At 68.3% G+C, this 16,408-nt stretch carries 14 protein-coding genes; 12 read left to right on the top strand and 2 right to left on the bottom strand.

Features of this window, described 5'->3' with window-relative positions; genetic code table 11:
- Nucleotides 1-59: 59 nt before the first annotated feature.
- The 4 genes from AC1DBL_RS16100 to AC1DBL_RS16085 all read left to right on the top strand — a co-directional run bounded on the left by AC1DBL_RS16100 (nt 60) and on the right by AC1DBL_RS16085 (nt 4,792).
- The gene (locus AC1DBL_RS16100; protein WP_476926466.1) at nt 60-3,008 is read left to right on the top strand and encodes an FtsK/SpoIIIE family DNA translocase; all 2,949 of its coding nucleotides are present in this window, start codon (nt 60-62) and stop codon (nt 3,006-3,008) included.
- A 27-nt stretch (nt 3,009-3,035) separates the two neighbouring features.
- Complete coding sequence (gene pgsA / locus AC1DBL_RS16095) at nt 3,036-3,674, top strand: CDP-diacylglycerol--glycerol-3-phosphate 3-phosphatidyltransferase (protein WP_476917653.1); 639 nt, start codon at nt 3,036-3,038, stop codon at nt 3,672-3,674.
- Nucleotides 3,671-4,201 carry a CinA family protein gene (locus AC1DBL_RS16090; protein ID WP_476909752.1) on the top strand — a complete coding sequence of 177 codons (531 nt, stop codon included), beginning with the start codon at nt 3,671-3,673 and terminating at the stop codon, nt 4,199-4,201. Before pgsA ends, AC1DBL_RS16090 begins: the two co-directional genes overlap by 4 nt.
- A 138-nt stretch (nt 4,202-4,339) precedes the next feature.
- Entirely contained in the window at nt 4,340-4,792 is a 453-nt protein-coding gene (locus tag AC1DBL_RS16085) for a helix-turn-helix domain-containing protein (protein WP_138769747.1), read from the top strand.
- A gap of 104 nt (nt 4,793-4,896) precedes the next feature.
- Here the strand turns inward: AC1DBL_RS16085 and AC1DBL_RS16080 are convergent, their stop codons facing one another.
- On the bottom strand, nt 4,897-5,418 hold the full coding sequence (locus tag AC1DBL_RS16080) for a MarR family winged helix-turn-helix transcriptional regulator (protein ID WP_441419401.1): 522 nt from the start codon (nt 5,416-5,418) through the stop codon (nt 4,897-4,899).
- Between the two features lie 41 nt (nt 5,419-5,459).
- Here AC1DBL_RS16080 and AC1DBL_RS16075 point away from each other — a divergent pair, with 41 nt between their 5' ends.
- From AC1DBL_RS16075 to dapF, 6 genes are all read left to right on the top strand, one after another.
- Entirely contained in the window at nt 5,460-5,678 is a 219-nt protein-coding gene (locus tag AC1DBL_RS16075) for a DUF3046 domain-containing protein (RefSeq protein WP_056740635.1), read from the top strand.
- Nucleotides 5,679-5,919: 241 nt separating this feature from the next.
- The gene (gene recA / locus AC1DBL_RS16070) at nt 5,920-6,969 is read left to right on the top strand and encodes a recombinase RecA (RefSeq protein ID WP_138769744.1); all 1,050 of its coding nucleotides are present in this window, start codon (nt 5,920-5,922) and stop codon (nt 6,967-6,969) included.
- A 145-nt stretch (nt 6,970-7,114) separates the two neighbouring features.
- Nucleotides 7,115-7,600: a regulatory protein RecX gene (locus tag AC1DBL_RS16065; protein WP_476909750.1), complete on the top strand. Its 486-nt coding sequence runs from the start codon at nt 7,115-7,117 to the stop codon at nt 7,598-7,600.
- Nucleotides 7,601-7,671: 71 nt separating this feature from the next.
- Nucleotides 7,672-9,216: a tRNA (N6-isopentenyl adenosine(37)-C2)-methylthiotransferase MiaB gene (gene miaB / locus AC1DBL_RS16060; protein WP_476926465.1), complete on the top strand. Its 1,545-nt coding sequence runs from the start codon at nt 7,672-7,674 to the stop codon at nt 9,214-9,216.
- Between the two features lie 106 nt (nt 9,217-9,322).
- Nucleotides 9,323-10,201 (top strand): tRNA (adenosine(37)-N6)-dimethylallyltransferase MiaA, encoded by an 879-nt coding sequence (gene miaA / locus AC1DBL_RS16055; protein ID WP_476926477.1) that lies wholly within the window; start codon nt 9,323-9,325, stop codon nt 10,199-10,201.
- A 135-nt stretch (nt 10,202-10,336) separates the two neighbouring features.
- Nucleotides 10,337-11,293, top strand: coding sequence for a diaminopimelate epimerase (gene dapF, locus AC1DBL_RS16050; protein ID WP_476926464.1), 957 nt, complete (start codon nt 10,337-10,339; stop codon nt 11,291-11,293).
- On the opposite strand, the gene AC1DBL_RS16045 is transcribed toward dapF, so the two are convergent.
- On the bottom strand, nt 11,274-11,888 hold the full coding sequence (locus AC1DBL_RS16045; protein WP_441419404.1) for a class I SAM-dependent methyltransferase: 615 nt from the start codon (nt 11,886-11,888) through the stop codon (nt 11,274-11,276). The two genes, dapF and AC1DBL_RS16045, sit on opposite strands and share 20 nt — an antisense overlap.
- 559 nt (nt 11,889-12,447) lie before the next feature.
- Between AC1DBL_RS16045 and hflX the strand changes: the two genes are divergently transcribed.
- Together hflX and AC1DBL_RS16035 are read left to right on the top strand one after the other, a co-directional pair.
- On the top strand, nt 12,448-14,031 hold the full coding sequence (gene hflX, locus AC1DBL_RS16040; protein WP_476926463.1) for a GTPase HflX: 1,584 nt from the start codon (nt 12,448-12,450) through the stop codon (nt 14,029-14,031).
- Nucleotides 14,024-16,159 carry an ATP-dependent DNA helicase gene (locus tag AC1DBL_RS16035; protein ID WP_476926462.1) on the top strand — a complete coding sequence of 712 codons (2,136 nt, stop codon included), beginning with the start codon at nt 14,024-14,026 and terminating at the stop codon, nt 16,157-16,159. Before hflX ends, AC1DBL_RS16035 begins: the two co-directional genes overlap by 8 nt.
- Nucleotides 16,160-16,408 lie beyond the last annotated feature (249 nt).

Raw genomic sequence — 16,408 nt, 5'->3', positions numbered from 1 at the left:
ATCCCCGCCTGCCCCGGAAATCCGCGGTTTTCCGCCCGGCGTCGGGTACCGTTGCGGGTATGGCGACACGCACCTCCTCCGCGCCTAGAGGCAACTCCAGCGGCAACTCACGCGGCAATTCAAAGAGCACCACCGGCGGCTCTGCGGGCCGGGGCTCGGGCGCAGCTGCGTCCAAGACCAGCCGTCCGCAGGGAACCGCGCGCACCCGGCAGCTTGCCGCCGTCGAACCGCGGCAGCCATGGCTGGTGCGGATTGTGGCCGGGGCCTGGCTGGGGGTAGGCCATGTGGTGGGCGCCGGTATCCGCCGGATCGGCCACGATGTCAGCGACCTCGACCCGGCCGACCGCCGCGACGGCGCCGCCCTGTTCAACCTCGCGCTCGGCGTCTTCATTGCCACCTTCGCCTGGTGGGGCTTCCAAGGCTGGCTCCCGGACCTGGTCTTCGGAGTCGTCAACGGCACCTTCGGCTGGATGTCCCTGCTGCTGCCGCTGATGCTCTTCGTCTGCGCCTTCCGGCTGTTTCGCCAGCCGGTCGACGGCCGCGGCAACAACCGGATCGGCATCGGCTTCCTCATCATGACCTTCGCCGGCAGCGGCCTGGCGCACATCATCGGCGGCCAGCCGACCGTCGCCGACGGCTTCGACGGGCTCCGCCGCGCAGGCGGCATGCTGGGCTACCTCGCCGCCGCCCCACTGGCGACCATCCACGCCGCCGTGCCGGTCGCGCTCTACAGCCTGCTGGCCTTCACCTCGCTGCTCATCGTCACGGCCACACCTTTCGGCGCCATCCCGTCCCGGCTGCGCGGCGCCTACGAGCACCTGATGGGCATCGACCTGCAGGACTACCCGGACGAAGCTGGGAACGACGCCCACGACCGCAGCTACCTGTACGAGAACGACGCCCCCGCACCCAAGAAGAAGCGCAAGCGCCTGTTCGGCAAGGACGACGACGGCGACGCCCGGCTGGAAGGCTACGTCGGCGACGAAGCCTTCGAACACGCCGTCGTCGACGACGACGAAACGACCGCAGGCGCCGCCGGCACAAAGGCAGGCGGCAAGGCCGCCAAGGCCGTGGCGCCCGGCGTCCGGCGGCCCACACAGGCCGAAATCGCCGTCGAAAAGATCAAGGCGGCCCAGGGCCTTGGCAGCACCGCGGCCGGCGCCGCGGCGGAGAACGCCACCGAGGCGATCCCGCTCGTCACCCCCGGCATGGTCGCCGCCGGATCCCTGAACCCCTCCCCGAACGCCGGCGCCGCCGCTCCCAAGGTCCCCGCGAACCCGGTTGCCCCGGCGCCGCCGCCCACCCCGATCCCGCAGCGCACCGAACAGCTCTCGCTCGCCGGCGACGTCACCTACACGCTGCCGGCGTCGGACATGCTCACCCCCGGCTCCATCCCCAAGGAACGCACCGAGGCCAACGACGCGATCGTCGCCTCGCTGACCGAGACGCTCACCCAGTTCAACGTCGATGCCCAGGTCACCGGATTCAGCCGCGGACCCACCGTGACCCGCTACGAAATCGAACTGTCCCCGGGCACCAAGGTGGAACGCGTCACCGCCCTGTCCAAGAACATCTCCTACGCCGTCGCGAGCTCGGACGTGCGCATCCTGAGCCCCATCCCGGGCAAGTCGGCCATCGGCATCGAGATCCCCAACACGGACCGCGAGACGGTGTCGCTCGGCGATGTGCTGCGCAGCCAGAACGCGCGCCGGACGGACCACCCCATGGTCATGGGCGTCGGCAAGGACGTCGAGGGCGGCTACGTCGTCGCCAACCTCGCGAAGATGCCGCACCTGCTCGTGGCCGGCGCCACCGGTGCCGGTAAGTCCTCGTTCGTGAACTCGATGATCACCTCGATCCTGATGCGCGCCACCCCGGACGAGGTCCGCATGGTCATGGTGGACCCCAAGCGGGTGGAGCTGACCGCCTACGAGGGCGTCCCGCACCTGATCACCCCGATCATCACCAACCCCAAGAAGGCAGCCGAGGCGCTGCAATGGGTGGTCCGAGAAATGGACGCCCGCTACGACGACCTCGCCAACTACGGCTTCAAGCACATCGACGACTTCAACAAAGCGGTCCGGGCCGGAAAGGTGCACCCGCCGGAGGGCTCCAAGCGCGTCATCCGCCCGTACCCGTACCTGCTGGTGATCGTGGACGAACTCGCCGACCTCATGATGGTGGCCCCGCGCGACGTCGAAGACTCCATCGTCCGCATCACCCAGCTCGCCCGCGCCGCCGGCATCCACCTGGTGCTCGCCACGCAGCGGCCCTCCGTCGACGTCGTCACCGGCCTGATCAAGGCCAACGTCCCGTCCCGCATGGCCTTCGCCACCTCCTCCGTGACCGACTCCCGCGTGGTCCTGGACCAGCCCGGCGCCGAGAAGCTGATCGGCCAGGGCGACGCGCTCTTCCTGCCGATGGGTGCCTCCAAGGCGATGCGCGTGCAGGGCGCCTGGGTGACCGAGTCCGAAATCCATAAGGTCGTCGAACACGTCAAGGGCCAGCTCAAGGCCGTCTACCGGGACGACGTTGCCCCCGAGGCGCAGAAGAAGCAGATCGACGACGACATCGGAGACGACCTCGAGGTCCTGCTGCAGGCCACCGAGCTCGTCGTTACCACGCAGTTCGGCTCGACGTCGATGCTGCAGCGCAAGCTCCGGGTCGGCTTCGCCAAGGCCGGCCGCCTGATGGACCTGCTGGAGTCCAGGGGAGTGGTGGGCCCCTCAGAGGGCTCCAAGGCCCGCGACGTCCTGGTCAAGCCGGACGACCTTGCCGCGGTCCTGGCCGCCATGAAGGGCCAGGACGGCCCGGTCGCCACCGATTCGCAGACGGCCGCGCTGAGCGAGAACGCGAACGCCAACATCGCCCAGGGCGGCTACGCGGAGGACCTGGTGGCCGCCGACCTGGACAACCGCACCCAGAGCGTCGACTACTACGACGGCGCCGACGGCCCCGGCGACGACGACGAGGGTTCCGAGGACGCCTGGTCGCTGACCGGACGGTAGCCGGCGGCGAGACGGTAGCCTAGGAAGGTGACTAGCGCCGAAACCAACGCCGGGTCCGCCCCGCGGATCTGGAACCTGCCCAACATCCTCACGATGCTGCGGATCGCGCTGGTGCCGTTTTTCGTCTGGTTCCTCCTCGCCGATGCCCCGGGCCTGGACGCGCAGAACGGCGCGTGGCGCTGGGCCGCGGTCGTCGTCTTCGCGGTGGCGATCTACACTGACAAGCTCGACGGCGACATCGCGCGCAGCCGCGGGCTAATCACCGACTTCGGCAAGATCGCGGACCCGATCGCGGACAAATTGCTGATCGGCTCGGCCCTGGTGATGCTTTCCCTGCTCGGCGAACTGCCCTGGTGGGTCACGGTCCTGATCCTCGTCCGCGAGTGGGGGGTCACGGCGCTGCGCTTCTTCGTGATCCGCTACGGCGTGATCCCGGCATCCCGCGGCGGCAAGCTCAAGACCGTCGTGCAGACCGCGGCGATCTTCCTGTACGTGATGCCGCTGGCCTCGATTGCGCCGTGGCTGGGATTCTTGGCCTTCGCGGTCATGATGGCCGCCCTGGCGATCACGGTCTGGACCGGCGCCGAATATGTCGTTGAAGCCCTCAAGCTGCGCGCCAGCGGCATCCGGGCCAAAAAGCAGCAGGTCCAGGAGGGGACGCCATGAGCAATCCGCAGCCGAACGCCCACCCGGGGCTGCACCCGAATCTGCACCGGCTCGCCGAGCAGGCTGTGGCCCGCGCCATTGAGCGCGGGCTGACCGTGGCCACGGCTGAGTCGCTCACCGCCGGAATGGTGGCCGCCGTGCTGGCCGATACCCCCGGTGCGTCCGGCATGCTGCAGGGCGGTGTGGTCGCCTATGCGAACTCGGTCAAGGCCAGCATCCTGGGCGTGTCCCGCGAACTCCTCGACGCCGCCGGGTCGGTGGACGGTCAGGTTGCCGCGGCGATGGCCGCCGGTGCGCGCACCGCGTGCGGTACCGACGTCGCCGTGGCCACCACCGGGGTGGCGGGCCCGGAGGCGCACGACGGCAAGGATGTGGGAACCGTTTTCATCGGACTCGCCACGGCAGAAGGCGCGACGTCGTTCGCGTACCACTTCGAGGGGAGCCGCCAGGAGATCCGGGCGCTGGCGTGCGGCGCCGCCCTGGAGCGCCTGCTCGAAGCCCTATCGCCGGCAAGCTACCGCGGGTAAAGTTGCCGGGAACAAAAGTTGATTCCGAATAGTTGTTACATTGTGTCGCCCCCGAATAAGGGTGGCGCCTAGGATGAAATCATCACAACGTTCGCACTAAACCGCGAACAACACATACGAGGGAGCAAGGCGATACAGATGGTAAAGCAGCCCGTATCCGTAAACGGCGTTGTCCGCTGGAAGGATGTGGGCCTCGCCGATCAGGCAAAGAGCGAACAGAAGGAGCGCAAGATGGTTGTACTTCGTCACGAAATCGGTGATGTCCTGCGCGATGTCCGCCAACGCCAAGGCCGTACCCTCCGCGAAGTCTCGCACAGTGCCCGTGTATCCCTGGGCTACCTGAGTGAAGTGGAACGCGGCCAGAAGGAAGCCTCCTCGGAGCTGCTCTCCTCGATCTGCTCGGCCCTCGACGTCCCGTTGTCCAGCATGCTCCGCGAAGTCAGCGACCGCGTCGCCGTGGCCGAGGGCGTAGCGGTACCGGACACCGTGCCCCAGGAATTTGCGCAGCGCTACGGCCGTGACCTGGACCGTGAACTCAACACCGAGCTGAACGACGAGCTGGCCACAGGCCTGCTCTCCGGGGCCCGCTAGCCCCACTCCATTCGATCCAAAGGAAGGTCCCCGGCGGTGTGCCGGGGACCTTTTCCGTGTCCTGGAGCCATATGTTCTGGCCGGTGCTCCTTCGCCGGAGCGGCTTAGAGGCCTTCGTCGCGCGGGAAGCCGTCGCGTTCGTAGGTGGCGTTGAGCTTCGCCATGTAGCCGGCGAAGGCTTCCAGTTCCCCGGCCGGCCACTCTGCCAGCCGTTCGCGGAAGACCTCGCGGCGCGCATCCTGGACCAGGTGCATCTTCTCCTCGCCCTTGGCCGTCAGGCTGATGGCCTGGGCGCGGCCGTCCAGCGGGTCGGCTTCCTTTGATACCAGGCCGAGGCCTTCCAGGAAGGCGACCTGGCGGCTCACCGAGGGCTTGCCGACGCCGATGCAGGAGGCCAGTTCGGTCAGCCGGATGGGGCCCTTGGTCCGAAGGACCGACAGCAGCCCGTACGCCGCAGGCTCCATCTCGGGATGGACTTGGCGGGAGAGCTGCTGCGACATGGAACGGGCACGCCGCCACAGCAGGCTCAACTGGCGCTCGACGGCGGCCAGCGCCTCCTCCGCGGCGGGTTCGCCGGTCCCGGAAATTGGCGCCGGATCCGGGGCGGCGTCGCTTGGGTTGCTCATAGCAACCATTCTAGGGTCCGCGCCCGTGAGAGACTTTATCGGTGAGAATCAGCGACTTCTGGCGGCTTATGGACGACGAGTTCGGGGCGGGATATTCCCGGGTCCTCAGCAGCTCCCTGGTGCTGGCGGGTGTGGGCGGACGCACCGCGGACCAGGCGCTGAGCGCGGGCGTACCGCCCAAACAGGTCTGGCTGGCGCTCTGCGATGTCCAGGATGTGCCCGCCGAACGGCGGCTCGGCCGCGACGTTAAGCCGCGCTGACCGGGCCCTCCCCGGCGCCGCGCCGGCACCGGTCCGGCACCGGTCGTCGGGCATCGGACGACTGACACGCCGCTGCGATTGTTCGAATATCTGTTCGGGTCGGGCTATGCTTTTTTCAGAGCGTTATCCACATACGCGACGGCGGCGGCAACTTTGTCAGTGGCTGCCACTAGCGTCAGGGATGACATAACAACGGCCGCGACGGCCACTCTCCAGCGAGAAAGTATTAGAGGTGTGAATCATGGCCGCAGCCCCGGATCGCCAGAAGGCGCTCGACGCAGCGCTAGCCCAGATTGACAAGCAGTTCGGCAAGGGCTCCGTCATGCGCCTGGGCGACGAAGTCCGCGCACCCATCGAGGTCATCCCCACCGGCTCCATCGCACTGGACGTGGCCCTCGGAATCGGCGGCCTGCCCCGCGGCCGCGTCGTCGAGATTTACGGCCCTGAGTCCTCCGGTAAGACCACCGTCGCGCTGCACGCCGTGGCCAACGCCCAGCGCCAGGGCGGCATCGCCGCATTCATCGACGCCGAGCACGCCCTCGACCCGGAATACGCCGCCAAGCTCGGTGTGGACACCGACGCGCTGCTCGTCTCCCAGCCGGACACGGGTGAGCAGGCGCTTGAAATCATGGACATGCTGATCGGCTCCGGCTCGCTGGACGTGATCGTCATCGACTCCGTCGCCGCTCTGGTACCCCGCGCCGAAATCGAAGGCGACATGGGCGACAGCCACGTCGGCCTGCAGGCGCGGCTGATGAGCCAGGCGCTGCGTAAGATCACCGGCCGGTTGAGCCAGACCAAGACCACGGCAATCTTCATCAACCAGCTGCGCGAGAAGATCGGCGTGTTCTTCGGCTCCCCGGAAACCACCACCGGCGGTAAGGCGCTGAAGTTCTACGCCTCGATCCGCATCGACGTCCGCCGCATCCAGACCCTCAAGGAGGGCGCGGACTCTGTCGGCAACCGGACCAAGGCGAAGATCGTCAAGAACAAGATGGCTCCGCCCTTCAAGATCGCCGAATTCGATATCATCTACGGCCAGGGCATCTCCCGCGAGGGCGGCATCATCGATATGGGTGTCGAGCACGGCCTGATCAAGAAGTCCGGCTCGTGGTTCACCTACGACGGGGACCAGCTGGGCCAGGGCATGGAGAACTCCCGGCGATTCCTGCGGGACAACCCGGAACTCGCCGCCGAACTCGAGCGCCTGATCAAGGAAAAGCTCGGCGTCGGCGTCAAGGCCGCCGACCCGGAGGAATCACCGAAGCTGAAGGCCGTTGACGGCTTCTAACAGCCGGGCCTCCGCCGCACGACGCCGTAAGGGGTCAGGATTCTCTTCCCGGAATCCTGGCCCCGGCGTCGTTGACGGCCCCGGCGACCCGCACCGGACCGTGCAGCCGGCGCCCGAGCAGGATGCCGACGCTGATCCCGCCGCCGTGGCACGCGCCGTCGTGCTGCGGCAGCTGACCAACTCGCCCAAGAGCCGGCTGCAGCTTTCCCGCAAGCTGGCCGAGCGCAACATCCCGGACGACGTGGCCGAGGCCGTCCTTGACCGCTTCGAAGAGGTCGGCCTCATCGACGACGCCGAGTTCGCCGATATGTGGGTGCGGAGCAGGTCCCAGACGCGGAAGCTGGCCAAGGGCGCCCTGCGCCGGGAGCTGGCTGAGAAGGGCATCGACGAGGAGACCGCTGCCGGCGCCCTCGAACAGCTCAGTGACGAGGACGAGGAAACCGCGGCGCGGGAACTCGTGGAACGCAAGCTGCGCAACGCGAGGGGACTGGAAGACCGTGCCGAGCGGGACAAAACGGTGCGTCGGCTGGCCTCCATGCTCGCGCGAAAGGGCTACCAGCCGTCGCAGGCCTTCCGGATCGTGGGGGAGGTCCTGGACGCTGGCCTCAAAGAGCAGGACGGCGGTGCCTGATGCGAGGCCCTTCGCGGCATCGAAACGAGGCATCCGCGAATACGGCCACGCCGAACCGGTACCCTTAACAGGTGAGTTTGACCATTCCTTCCCCCGCCGCCGGCGGAGCCCCTTATCCGGATGAGACTGCCCCGGCCCGCACCTACCAGGTGCGGACCTTCGGCTGCCAGATGAACGTGCACGACTCCGAGCGGATGTCCGGAATGCTCGAAGCCGCCGGTTACGTCCGCTCCGAAGGCGAACTGGCCGACGTCGTCGTCTTCAACACCTGCGCGGTGCGGGAAAACGCCGACAACAAGCTCTACGGCAACCTCGGCATCCTCCGCCCGGTCAAGGAAGCCAACCCAGGCATGCAGATCGCCGTTGGCGGCTGCCTGGCGCAGAAGGACCGCGAAACCATCCTCAAGAAGGCGCCCTGGGTCGACGCCGTCTTCGGAACGCACAACGTCGGCGCCTTGCCCGCCCTGCTGGACCGCGCACGCCACAATGACGAGGCGCAGCTGGAAATCCTGGAATCGCTCGATGTGTTCCCCTCGACGCTGCCCACCAAGCGTGACTCCGTCTATTCCGGCTGGGTCTCCATCTCGGTCGGCTGCAACAACACCTGCACCTTCTGCATCGTCCCCGCGCTGCGCGGCAAGGAAAAGGACCGCCGGCCCGGCGACATCCTCGCCGAAATCCAGGCCCTCGTCGACGACGGCGCCATCGAAGTCACACTGCTGGGCCAGAACGTGAACTCCTACGGCGTTGAGTTCGGCGACCGGCAGGCGTTCTCCAAGCTGCTGCGCGCCTGCGGCGAGATCTCCGGGCTGGAGCGCGTCCGGTTCACCAGCCCGCACCCGGCCGCCTTCACCGACGACGTCATCGACGCCATGGCCGAGACCCCCAATGTCATGCCGCAACTGCACATGCCGCTGCAGTCCGGCTCGGACAAGGTGCTCCGGGAGATGAAGCGGTCCTACCGTTCCACCAAGTTCCTCGGCATCCTGGACAAGGTCCGGGAGAAGATCCCGCATGCCGCCATCTCCACCGACATCATCGTCGGGTTCCCCGGTGAAACCGAGGAGGACTTCCAGGCCACGCTCGACGTCGTGGAGAAGTCCCGCTTCGCCACCGCCTTCACCTTCCAGTACTCCAAGCGGCCCGGCACGCCTGCCGCGGAACTCCCGGACCAGCTGCCCAAGGCCGTGGTCCAGGAACGCTTCGAACGGCTCACCGCCCTGCAGGACCGGATCGCCGCCGAGGAGAACGCCCGCCAGCTGGGCCGCCGCGTCGAGGTCATGGTGACTGCGCAGTCGGGCCGAAAGGCCGGGGAAACCCACCGCCTCTCCGGCCGCGCCCAGGACCAGCGCCTAGTGCACTTCTCCGTACCGGACGGCGCCGAAGCACCCCGCCCCGGAGACCTCGTCACGGTGACAATCACCGAGGCCGCGGCGTTCCACCTCGTCGCCGACCCGGCCACTGCAGACGACTACAGCCTGCGCCGCTCACGCGCCGGCGACGCCTGGGACCGGTCCCAGGCCGATTCCTGCGGCGCTCCGGCCGCCGGCAGCGGCTCGGGAGGCGCATCCGGCGTTTCGCTGGGCATGCCGAGCCTCCCGGTCCGCGGCCGCTAACCCCGTGCCCGCCCCCGCCCCTTACGACGGCCCCGACCCTGCCGGCGCCCCCGACGATTCCGCGGCACCGGGAAACTCCGGCGCCGCGGAACCGACACCGCCGGTCATCGCCGTCGTCGGGCCCACCGGCTCCGGAAAGTCGGATCTGGCTGTCTCGCTGGCACTGGCCCTCGACGGCGAGGTCGTCAACGCCGACGCCATGCAGTTCTACCGCGGAATGGACATCGGTACGGCCAAGATCACCGCCGCCGAACGCCGGGGAGTGCCGCACCACCTCCTGGACATCCTCGACGTGACCGAGGAGGCCAGTGTCTCGGACTTCCAGCAGCAGGCGAGGGCCGTGATTGCGGACATCCACGCCCGGGGCAAACGGGCCATCCTCGCCGGCGGCTCAGGCTTATACGTCCGCGCCGCCCTGGACGTGCTCGAATTCCCCGGAACCGACCCCGCCATCCGGCGCCGCCTGGAAGCGGAGGAGGCAGCGGCCGGCCTCGCGCCGCTGCGTACCCGGCTGGAACTCGTGGATCCGGTCTCGGCCGGGCGGCTGGGTGATGCCCGCCGCGTCATCCGGGCACTGGAGGTCTTCGAACTGACCGGGCGGCCCTTCAGCTCCTTCATGCCCACCCGCGAGTACTTCCAGCCGGCCGTGCAGATCGGGCTCCAGGTGGACCGCGAACAGCTGCGGGCACGCCTAGCCGCCCGGGTTCACGCGATGGTGCAGCAGGGGCTGCTGGCGGAGGTCCGGCGCCTCGACGCCGAAGGGCTGCGCCGCGGCAAGACCGCCTCGCGGGCCCTGGGCTACGCGCAGTTCCTGAAAGTCGTCGACGGCGCGGCGGACCAGGAGCAGGCCGCCGAAGAGACCATTGTCGCGACCCGGCAGTTCGCCCGGCGCCAGCTCACCTGGTTCCGCGCCGACCCCCGGATCAACTGGCTTGACTGGCAGGACCCCGGACTGCTGGGGAAGGCCGCTGCGCTCTCCCGCTGAAGATCTCCCGCTGAAGATCTCCCGCTGAAGCCACCGCCAAAGATCCATCGCTACGGATCCCGGCGCTGCGGCTTTTGACGGGGTGGCTGGTGTCACGGTTCCGTCCCGGCCTGGCCGGAACGGTACCCTTGGAGCATGGACGAAACCCTTGCCACGGCCGCTGACCACCATGCTGCTTCAGGCACTGCCGCGCTCGGCGGCCTGAAGTTCTCGAAGGGCCACGGAACCGGCAACGACTTCGTCCTGATCGCGGACCCCAACGGTGCCCTCTCCGTCACCCCGGAGCAGGTCGCCGCCCTCTGCGACCGCCACCGCGGCATCGGTGGCGACGGACTCATCCGCGCCGTTCCCTCTCGGCTGCTCGCCGAAGGCCGGGAGTTGCTTGCCGACCACCCCGGGGCCGAATGGTTCATGGACTACCGCAACGGTGACGGCTCGCTGTCGGAAATGTGCGGCAACGGCGTCCGCGTCTTCGTCCACTTCCTCATCAACGAGGGGCTGGTCGACCTGCCGGCCGGCGAGTCGCTCACCATCGGAACCCGCGGCGGTGTGAAGACCGTGGTCCGGACGGCGGCCGGCTACGCCGTGGACATGGGCCCCTGGGAGTTCATCTTCCCGGGAGAAGCAACCGCGCGGGCCATGGATTCGCTGGTCAGCGCCGACGGTCTGGAAGTCGCCAGGCCCGCGCTGTCCGTCAGCATGGGGAACCCGCACACCGTGGTCGCGCTGGCGGAACTCGCGGAACTCGACGCCACGGACCTCTTCAGGGCACCCCGCGTCGACCCGGTGCCGCCGCACGGGACCAACGTTGAGTTCGTCGTGCCGTCCGAGCCGCTCGTTCACGACGGTGTCGGGACCATCACCATGCGCGTGCACGAAAGGGGAGTGGGGGAGACCCTGTCCTGCGGGACCGGCGCCTGCGCCGCCGCCGTCGCGATCCGGCACTGGGCCGGCCAGGGCGCCCCGGACACCTGGAACGTTGCGGTTCCCGGCGGCGTCGTCGGCGTGAAATTCTTCCTCGCCGCGGACGGCCACGAGCACGTGGAGCTTAGCGGCCCGGCCGTGATTGTTGCTAGCGGGACGCTTTCCTGACCCGCAGGATCCGGAAGGATTTTGACGTGCTCTCGCGGGTGACGCTGAAGCTGCTGTCGAGCTCCGCCGTGAGCCAGCGCTGAAGCGAATCCGAACCAAGGTTCTTCTGGACCACCAGCCAGGCCGACCCGCCCGGGGCAAGGCGCGGCAGCCAAAGCAGCAGCAGGGCGTGGAGTTCGTCCTTGCCGATCCGGATGGGCGGGTTGGACCAGATCGTGTCGAAGCGCAGTTCCGGGTCGACGTCCCCGGGTGCGCTGGCCGTGACATTCTCCAGCCCCAGCAGGGCTGCATTTTCATTCGTCAGCGCCACGCAGCGCTCATTGACATCCACCGCATAAACCCGGGCATGGGGCGCCCTCAGGGCCATGGTCAGCGCGATCGGCCCCCAGCCGCAGCCGATGTCCAGCAGGTTTCCCTGCGGTGCCGGGGCCGGGACGTCCGCCAGCAGGACGGCGGTCCCTTTATCGATTCCATCCGGGCTGAAGATTCCCGAGGACGTCTGCAGTTGCCGCTGCTCGCCGGCAAGCTCCACGGTCAGTGGCTTGCGGGTGAACGGCCCGGCGGGCTGGGCGCTGAAATAGTGTGCAGACTCCATAACTGGCCAGATTAGTTGGCGGTCCGGCGGTATGGGAAACCGGCCCGGACACGCCGGCGACCGGCACAGCCCCGCCGCGCCGTGGCTACCGCACGGTCTGCTAATCTTAAAACATGATCCTTAACTTCAAGTAACCGGCACGGGCCTTCGATTCGTTGTCGAATGTCCCGTCCCCGCAGCGACGCAGGTAGTTACCTTCCGCTCAGTGCGCCCCCTCCGTGATGCAAATGCCTCACCCGCTGGCGCCAGACCACTTGGAGTCAAGCCTTGAAGCCAAAGGGCTTTAAACCAAAGCAGTGCCCGGCAGCAGTTGCCGCAGTGCTGAACGGACCGTTTCTCCCCGCCACACGGCGCCATCAGACGCCATTCCCCTCCCATATCCACCGCCCCGCTCCCTTGTTTAGCGCTTTGCCAGGGAGCCCCGCCCGGCCAGCGGCGCCGCAGCCGCCAGGCAACCCAGGAGGCACGGATGACCAATAGTCGTCAGCCCAGCGCGAATACCGCGCCACGAAACACCGAACAGCACTATTCTGAAGTTGTAGACCCTTCAAAGGAGACCATGACCAGTCAGCCCAACACCGGACCCGATTCAGCCGCCCAGGACATGAGCCCTGCGGAAATCCAGGCTGTCATCGACCGGATCCTCTCCAAAGACGCCCCTGCCCCGAAGACCGGACGCAGCGCCGACGCCGGGCACCCCGGCGAGTCCAGGGCGGTGTTCGGCAAGGCCCAGGCGATTTCGCGGCTGGATGAGGAACACAGCAGCTACGACGGCGACCAACAGGACCTCGAGGAGCGCCACGCGCTGCGCCGAACCGCAGGCCTGTCGACGGAACTCGAAGATGTCACCGAAGTCGAATACCGGCAGCTGCGCCTCGAGCGCGTTGTGCTTGCCGGGCTCTGGACAGAAGGCACCCTCGCCGATGCCGAGAACTCCCTGCGCGAACTGGCAGCCCTCGCGGAAACGGCCGGTTCCGAGGTGCTCGACGGGCTCGTCCAGCGCCGCGCCAAGCCCGACCCTGGCACCTTCCTGGGCTCCGGCAAGGCCCAGGAGCTCAAGGACATCGTGATGTCCACCGGCGCCGACACGGTGGTGGTCGACGCCGAACTCGCCCCCTCCCAGCGCCGCAGCCTGGAAGACATCGTCAAGGTCAAAGTCATCGACCGCACGGCCCTGATCCTGGACATCTTCGCCCAGCACGCCAAGAGCCGCGAGGGCAAGGCCCAGGTGGAACTGGCGCAGCTCGAATACCTGCTCCCGCGCCTGCGCGGCTGGGGTGAGTCGATGTCCCGCCAGGCCGGTGGCCAGGTGGGCGGCGCCGGAGCCGGCATGGGTTCGCGCGGCCCCGGTGAAACCAAGATCGAGCTGGACCGCCGCCGGATCCGCACCCGGATGGCCAAGCTGCGGCGCGAAATCGCCGCGATGAAGCCGGCCCGGGAAACGAAGCGGGCCAACCGGCGTCGTAATGCCGTGCCGTCGGTGGCGATCGCCGGCTACACCAACGCCGGTAAGTCCTCGCTGCTGAACCGCCTGACCGACGCCGGCGTCCTGGTGGAGAACGCCCTGTTCGCCACCCTGGACCCGACGGTCCGCAAGGCTGAAACCTCGGACGGCCTGGGGTACACCCTCGCCGACACCGTGGGCTTTGTCCGCTCGCTGCCGACCCAGCTGGTGGAGGCCTTCCGCTCCACCTTGGAGGAGGTCGCCGACTCGGACCTGATCCTGCACGTCGTCGACGTCTCCCACCCAGATCCGGAAGGCCAGATTGCGGCCGTCCGCAAGGTGTTCAGCGAAGTCGACGCCCGCAAGGTGCCGGAAATCATCGTCCTGAACAAGGCCGACGCCGCCGACCCGTTCGTGATCGAACGGCTCAAGCAGCGCGAACCGCGCCACGTTGTGGTCTCGGCCCGCACCGGGGAAGGCATCTCGGAGCTGCTCAAGGCCATTAGTGAGGGCATTCCGCGGCCCAGCGTCAAGATGGAACTGATGATCCCGTACAACCGCGGGGACCTGCTCAGCAAGCTGCACGAGACCGACGCCGAGATCATCAGCCTCGACCACGAGGAGACCGGCACCCGAGCCGTGGTGATGGTGCGCGAGGGGCTCGCGGCCGAACTGGATTCCTTCGTCAGCAATGACTGAACCAGCGGTGGCCGAGGGGGCGGCCGGTCCTTCCGAAAGCGCGCCGTCCCAAAGCGGCCCGGATAAAGCCAAGGTTAAAAGCGGCCCGTCCGGCGAGCAGTTCGTGGTTGAACTGCTCGACCGGGCGGTCGCCGGCATGGGCGGCCAGAGCCGCGACGGCCAGCACGAAATGGCAAGGCAGGTGGCGCGAGCGATCGAGACCGGCGACCACCTGCTGGTCCAGGCCGGCACCGGCACCGGCAAATCCCTGGCCTACCTGATTCCGCTGATCGCCCACTCGCTGGTCAGCGACAAGCCCACCCTTGTCTCCACCGCCACCCTGGCACTTCAGACCCAGATTGTCGGCAGGGACCTGCCCCGGCTGCTCAAGACCATCACCCCGGCCCTGGAGCGGCCGGTGAAGGTCGCACTGGTCAAGGGCCGGTCCAACTATGTCTGCCGCCATAAGCTCGAAGGCGGCTTCCCCTCCGAGGAACCGTCCGAGGGCCAACTGTTCTCCCTCGGCGAGGACACCTCGGTGCCGCACTTCGCAGCCGCGATGGGCGGCCCGTCCTCGCAACTCGGCAAGGAAGTGGTCCGGCTCCGCGAATGGGCCGAGGACACCCAGACCGGGGACCGCGACGAGCTCATGCCGGGCGTGACCGACCGTGCCTGGCGGCAGGTCTCCGTTACCTCCATGGAGTGCCTGGGCGCGCAGAAGTGCCCGCTCGCCGCCGAATGCTTCAGCGAACTCGCCCGCCAGAACGCAGCCGACGCCGATGTGGTGGTTACCAACCACGCCATGCTGGCCGTCAGCGCCTTCGAGGGCCTGGCCGTGCTGCCCGAATACGACGTCGTGGTGGTGGACGAGGCGCACGAACTGCAGGACCGGGTCACGGGCGCCGTGTCCGGCCAGCTCTCCGTGGCCATGGTCCACGCCGCCGCCTCCGGCGCCCGCAAGCACACCGGGATCACGGTGGATGCGCTCAACAACGCCGCGTCCAACCTTGAACTCGCCATCGAGGGCGTTCCCAGCGGCCTGATGCCGAACGGACTGAACAGCGAACAGCTCGACTGCGTGGACCAGCTGCGCGACGCCTGCCGCGCCGCGCTCTCCGACTCAAAGGGGGACAGCGCCAACACGGCCGACGGCGGCCGGCAGCTTGCGCGGTCCCGGCTGATGGTGATCCTGGAACTGTGCGAACGGCTCCTGGCCGCCAAGGAGAACCGCGAAGTGGTCTGGTTCTCCCGCAACAGCAGCTTCGACCCGCAACAGGGCTACTCGCAGCCCGATGACTCCGCGCCGGCCCTGATCAACATCGCCCCGCTCAGCGTCGCCGGTCGGCTCCGCGAGGGACTGTTCGCCGACCATACAGTCGTCCTGACATCGGCAACCCTGGCGATCGGTTCGGCTTTCGAGCCGGCGGCCGGAGGGCTCGGCCTAGTGGGCCCGGGCGCACCCAGCTGGACGGGCGTCGACGTCGGTTCGCCCTTCGAATATCCGAAGCAAGGCATCCTCTACGTTGCCAAGCACCTGCCCAAGCCCGGCCGGGGAACATCCCCGGAAGCCCTCGATGAGCTCGAGAAGCTGATCCGTGCCTCCGGCGGCGGCGCCCTGTGTCTCTTCTCTTCCCGGCGCGCCGCCGAGGAGGCGGCCGAAGCGATGCGTCCCCGGCTGGGCCTGAGCATTCTCTGCCAAGGCGAGTCGACCATGACCGCGCTCGTGAAGCAGTTCGCCGACGAGCCCGACACCTGTCTCTTTGGCACCATGTCGCTCTGGCAGGGCGTCGACGTGCCCGGGAACTCCTGCCGCCTGGTAGTGATCGACAGGATCCCGTTCCCGCGGCCAGACGATCCATTGATGACCGCCCGCTCCCGGGCTGTGGCCCAGTCCGGCGGCAACGGCTTCATGAGCGTCTCGGCGACCCACGCGGCCATCCGCCTCGCCCAGGGCGCCGGCCGGCTGATCCGTTCGACGTCGGACAAGGGCGTGGTGGCGGTCCTCGATTCCAGGCTGTCCACCGAACGGTACGGAGCGTTCCTGCGGGCCGCCCTGCCCCCCTTCTGGCCCACTACCGACACCTCGGTGGCCTTGGCCGCCCTGGAACGCCTCGCCAAGGAGAGCCCCGCCAAGCAGCCCGCCACGTAACCGGTGAAGCGGCCCGCCACGCAGGCTGCCGCCGGCCGTGGCCGGGCCGGGGGTATGTGGGCCGGCGCTTGCGTTCCCGCCCGCTTTTTCCGCGCCCGGGACCGGCACTGCCGGGTCACCGCGGCACCGCGCGGGCGGGCGCGCCGTCAGTGTGCCAAGAACCGGGCGGGAGCGCAGAAGGCCCCGTCCGGAACTGCGGACGGGGCCTTCGAGCTGCCGGGAGATGGGCCGGCCGGAGAGTGGTGTGGC

Source organism: Arthrobacter sp. 10T44, from assembly GCF_056393885.1.
Note: the sequence above shows the minus strand (reverse complement) of the source record. Positions and strands in the feature narration are given on the sequence as shown.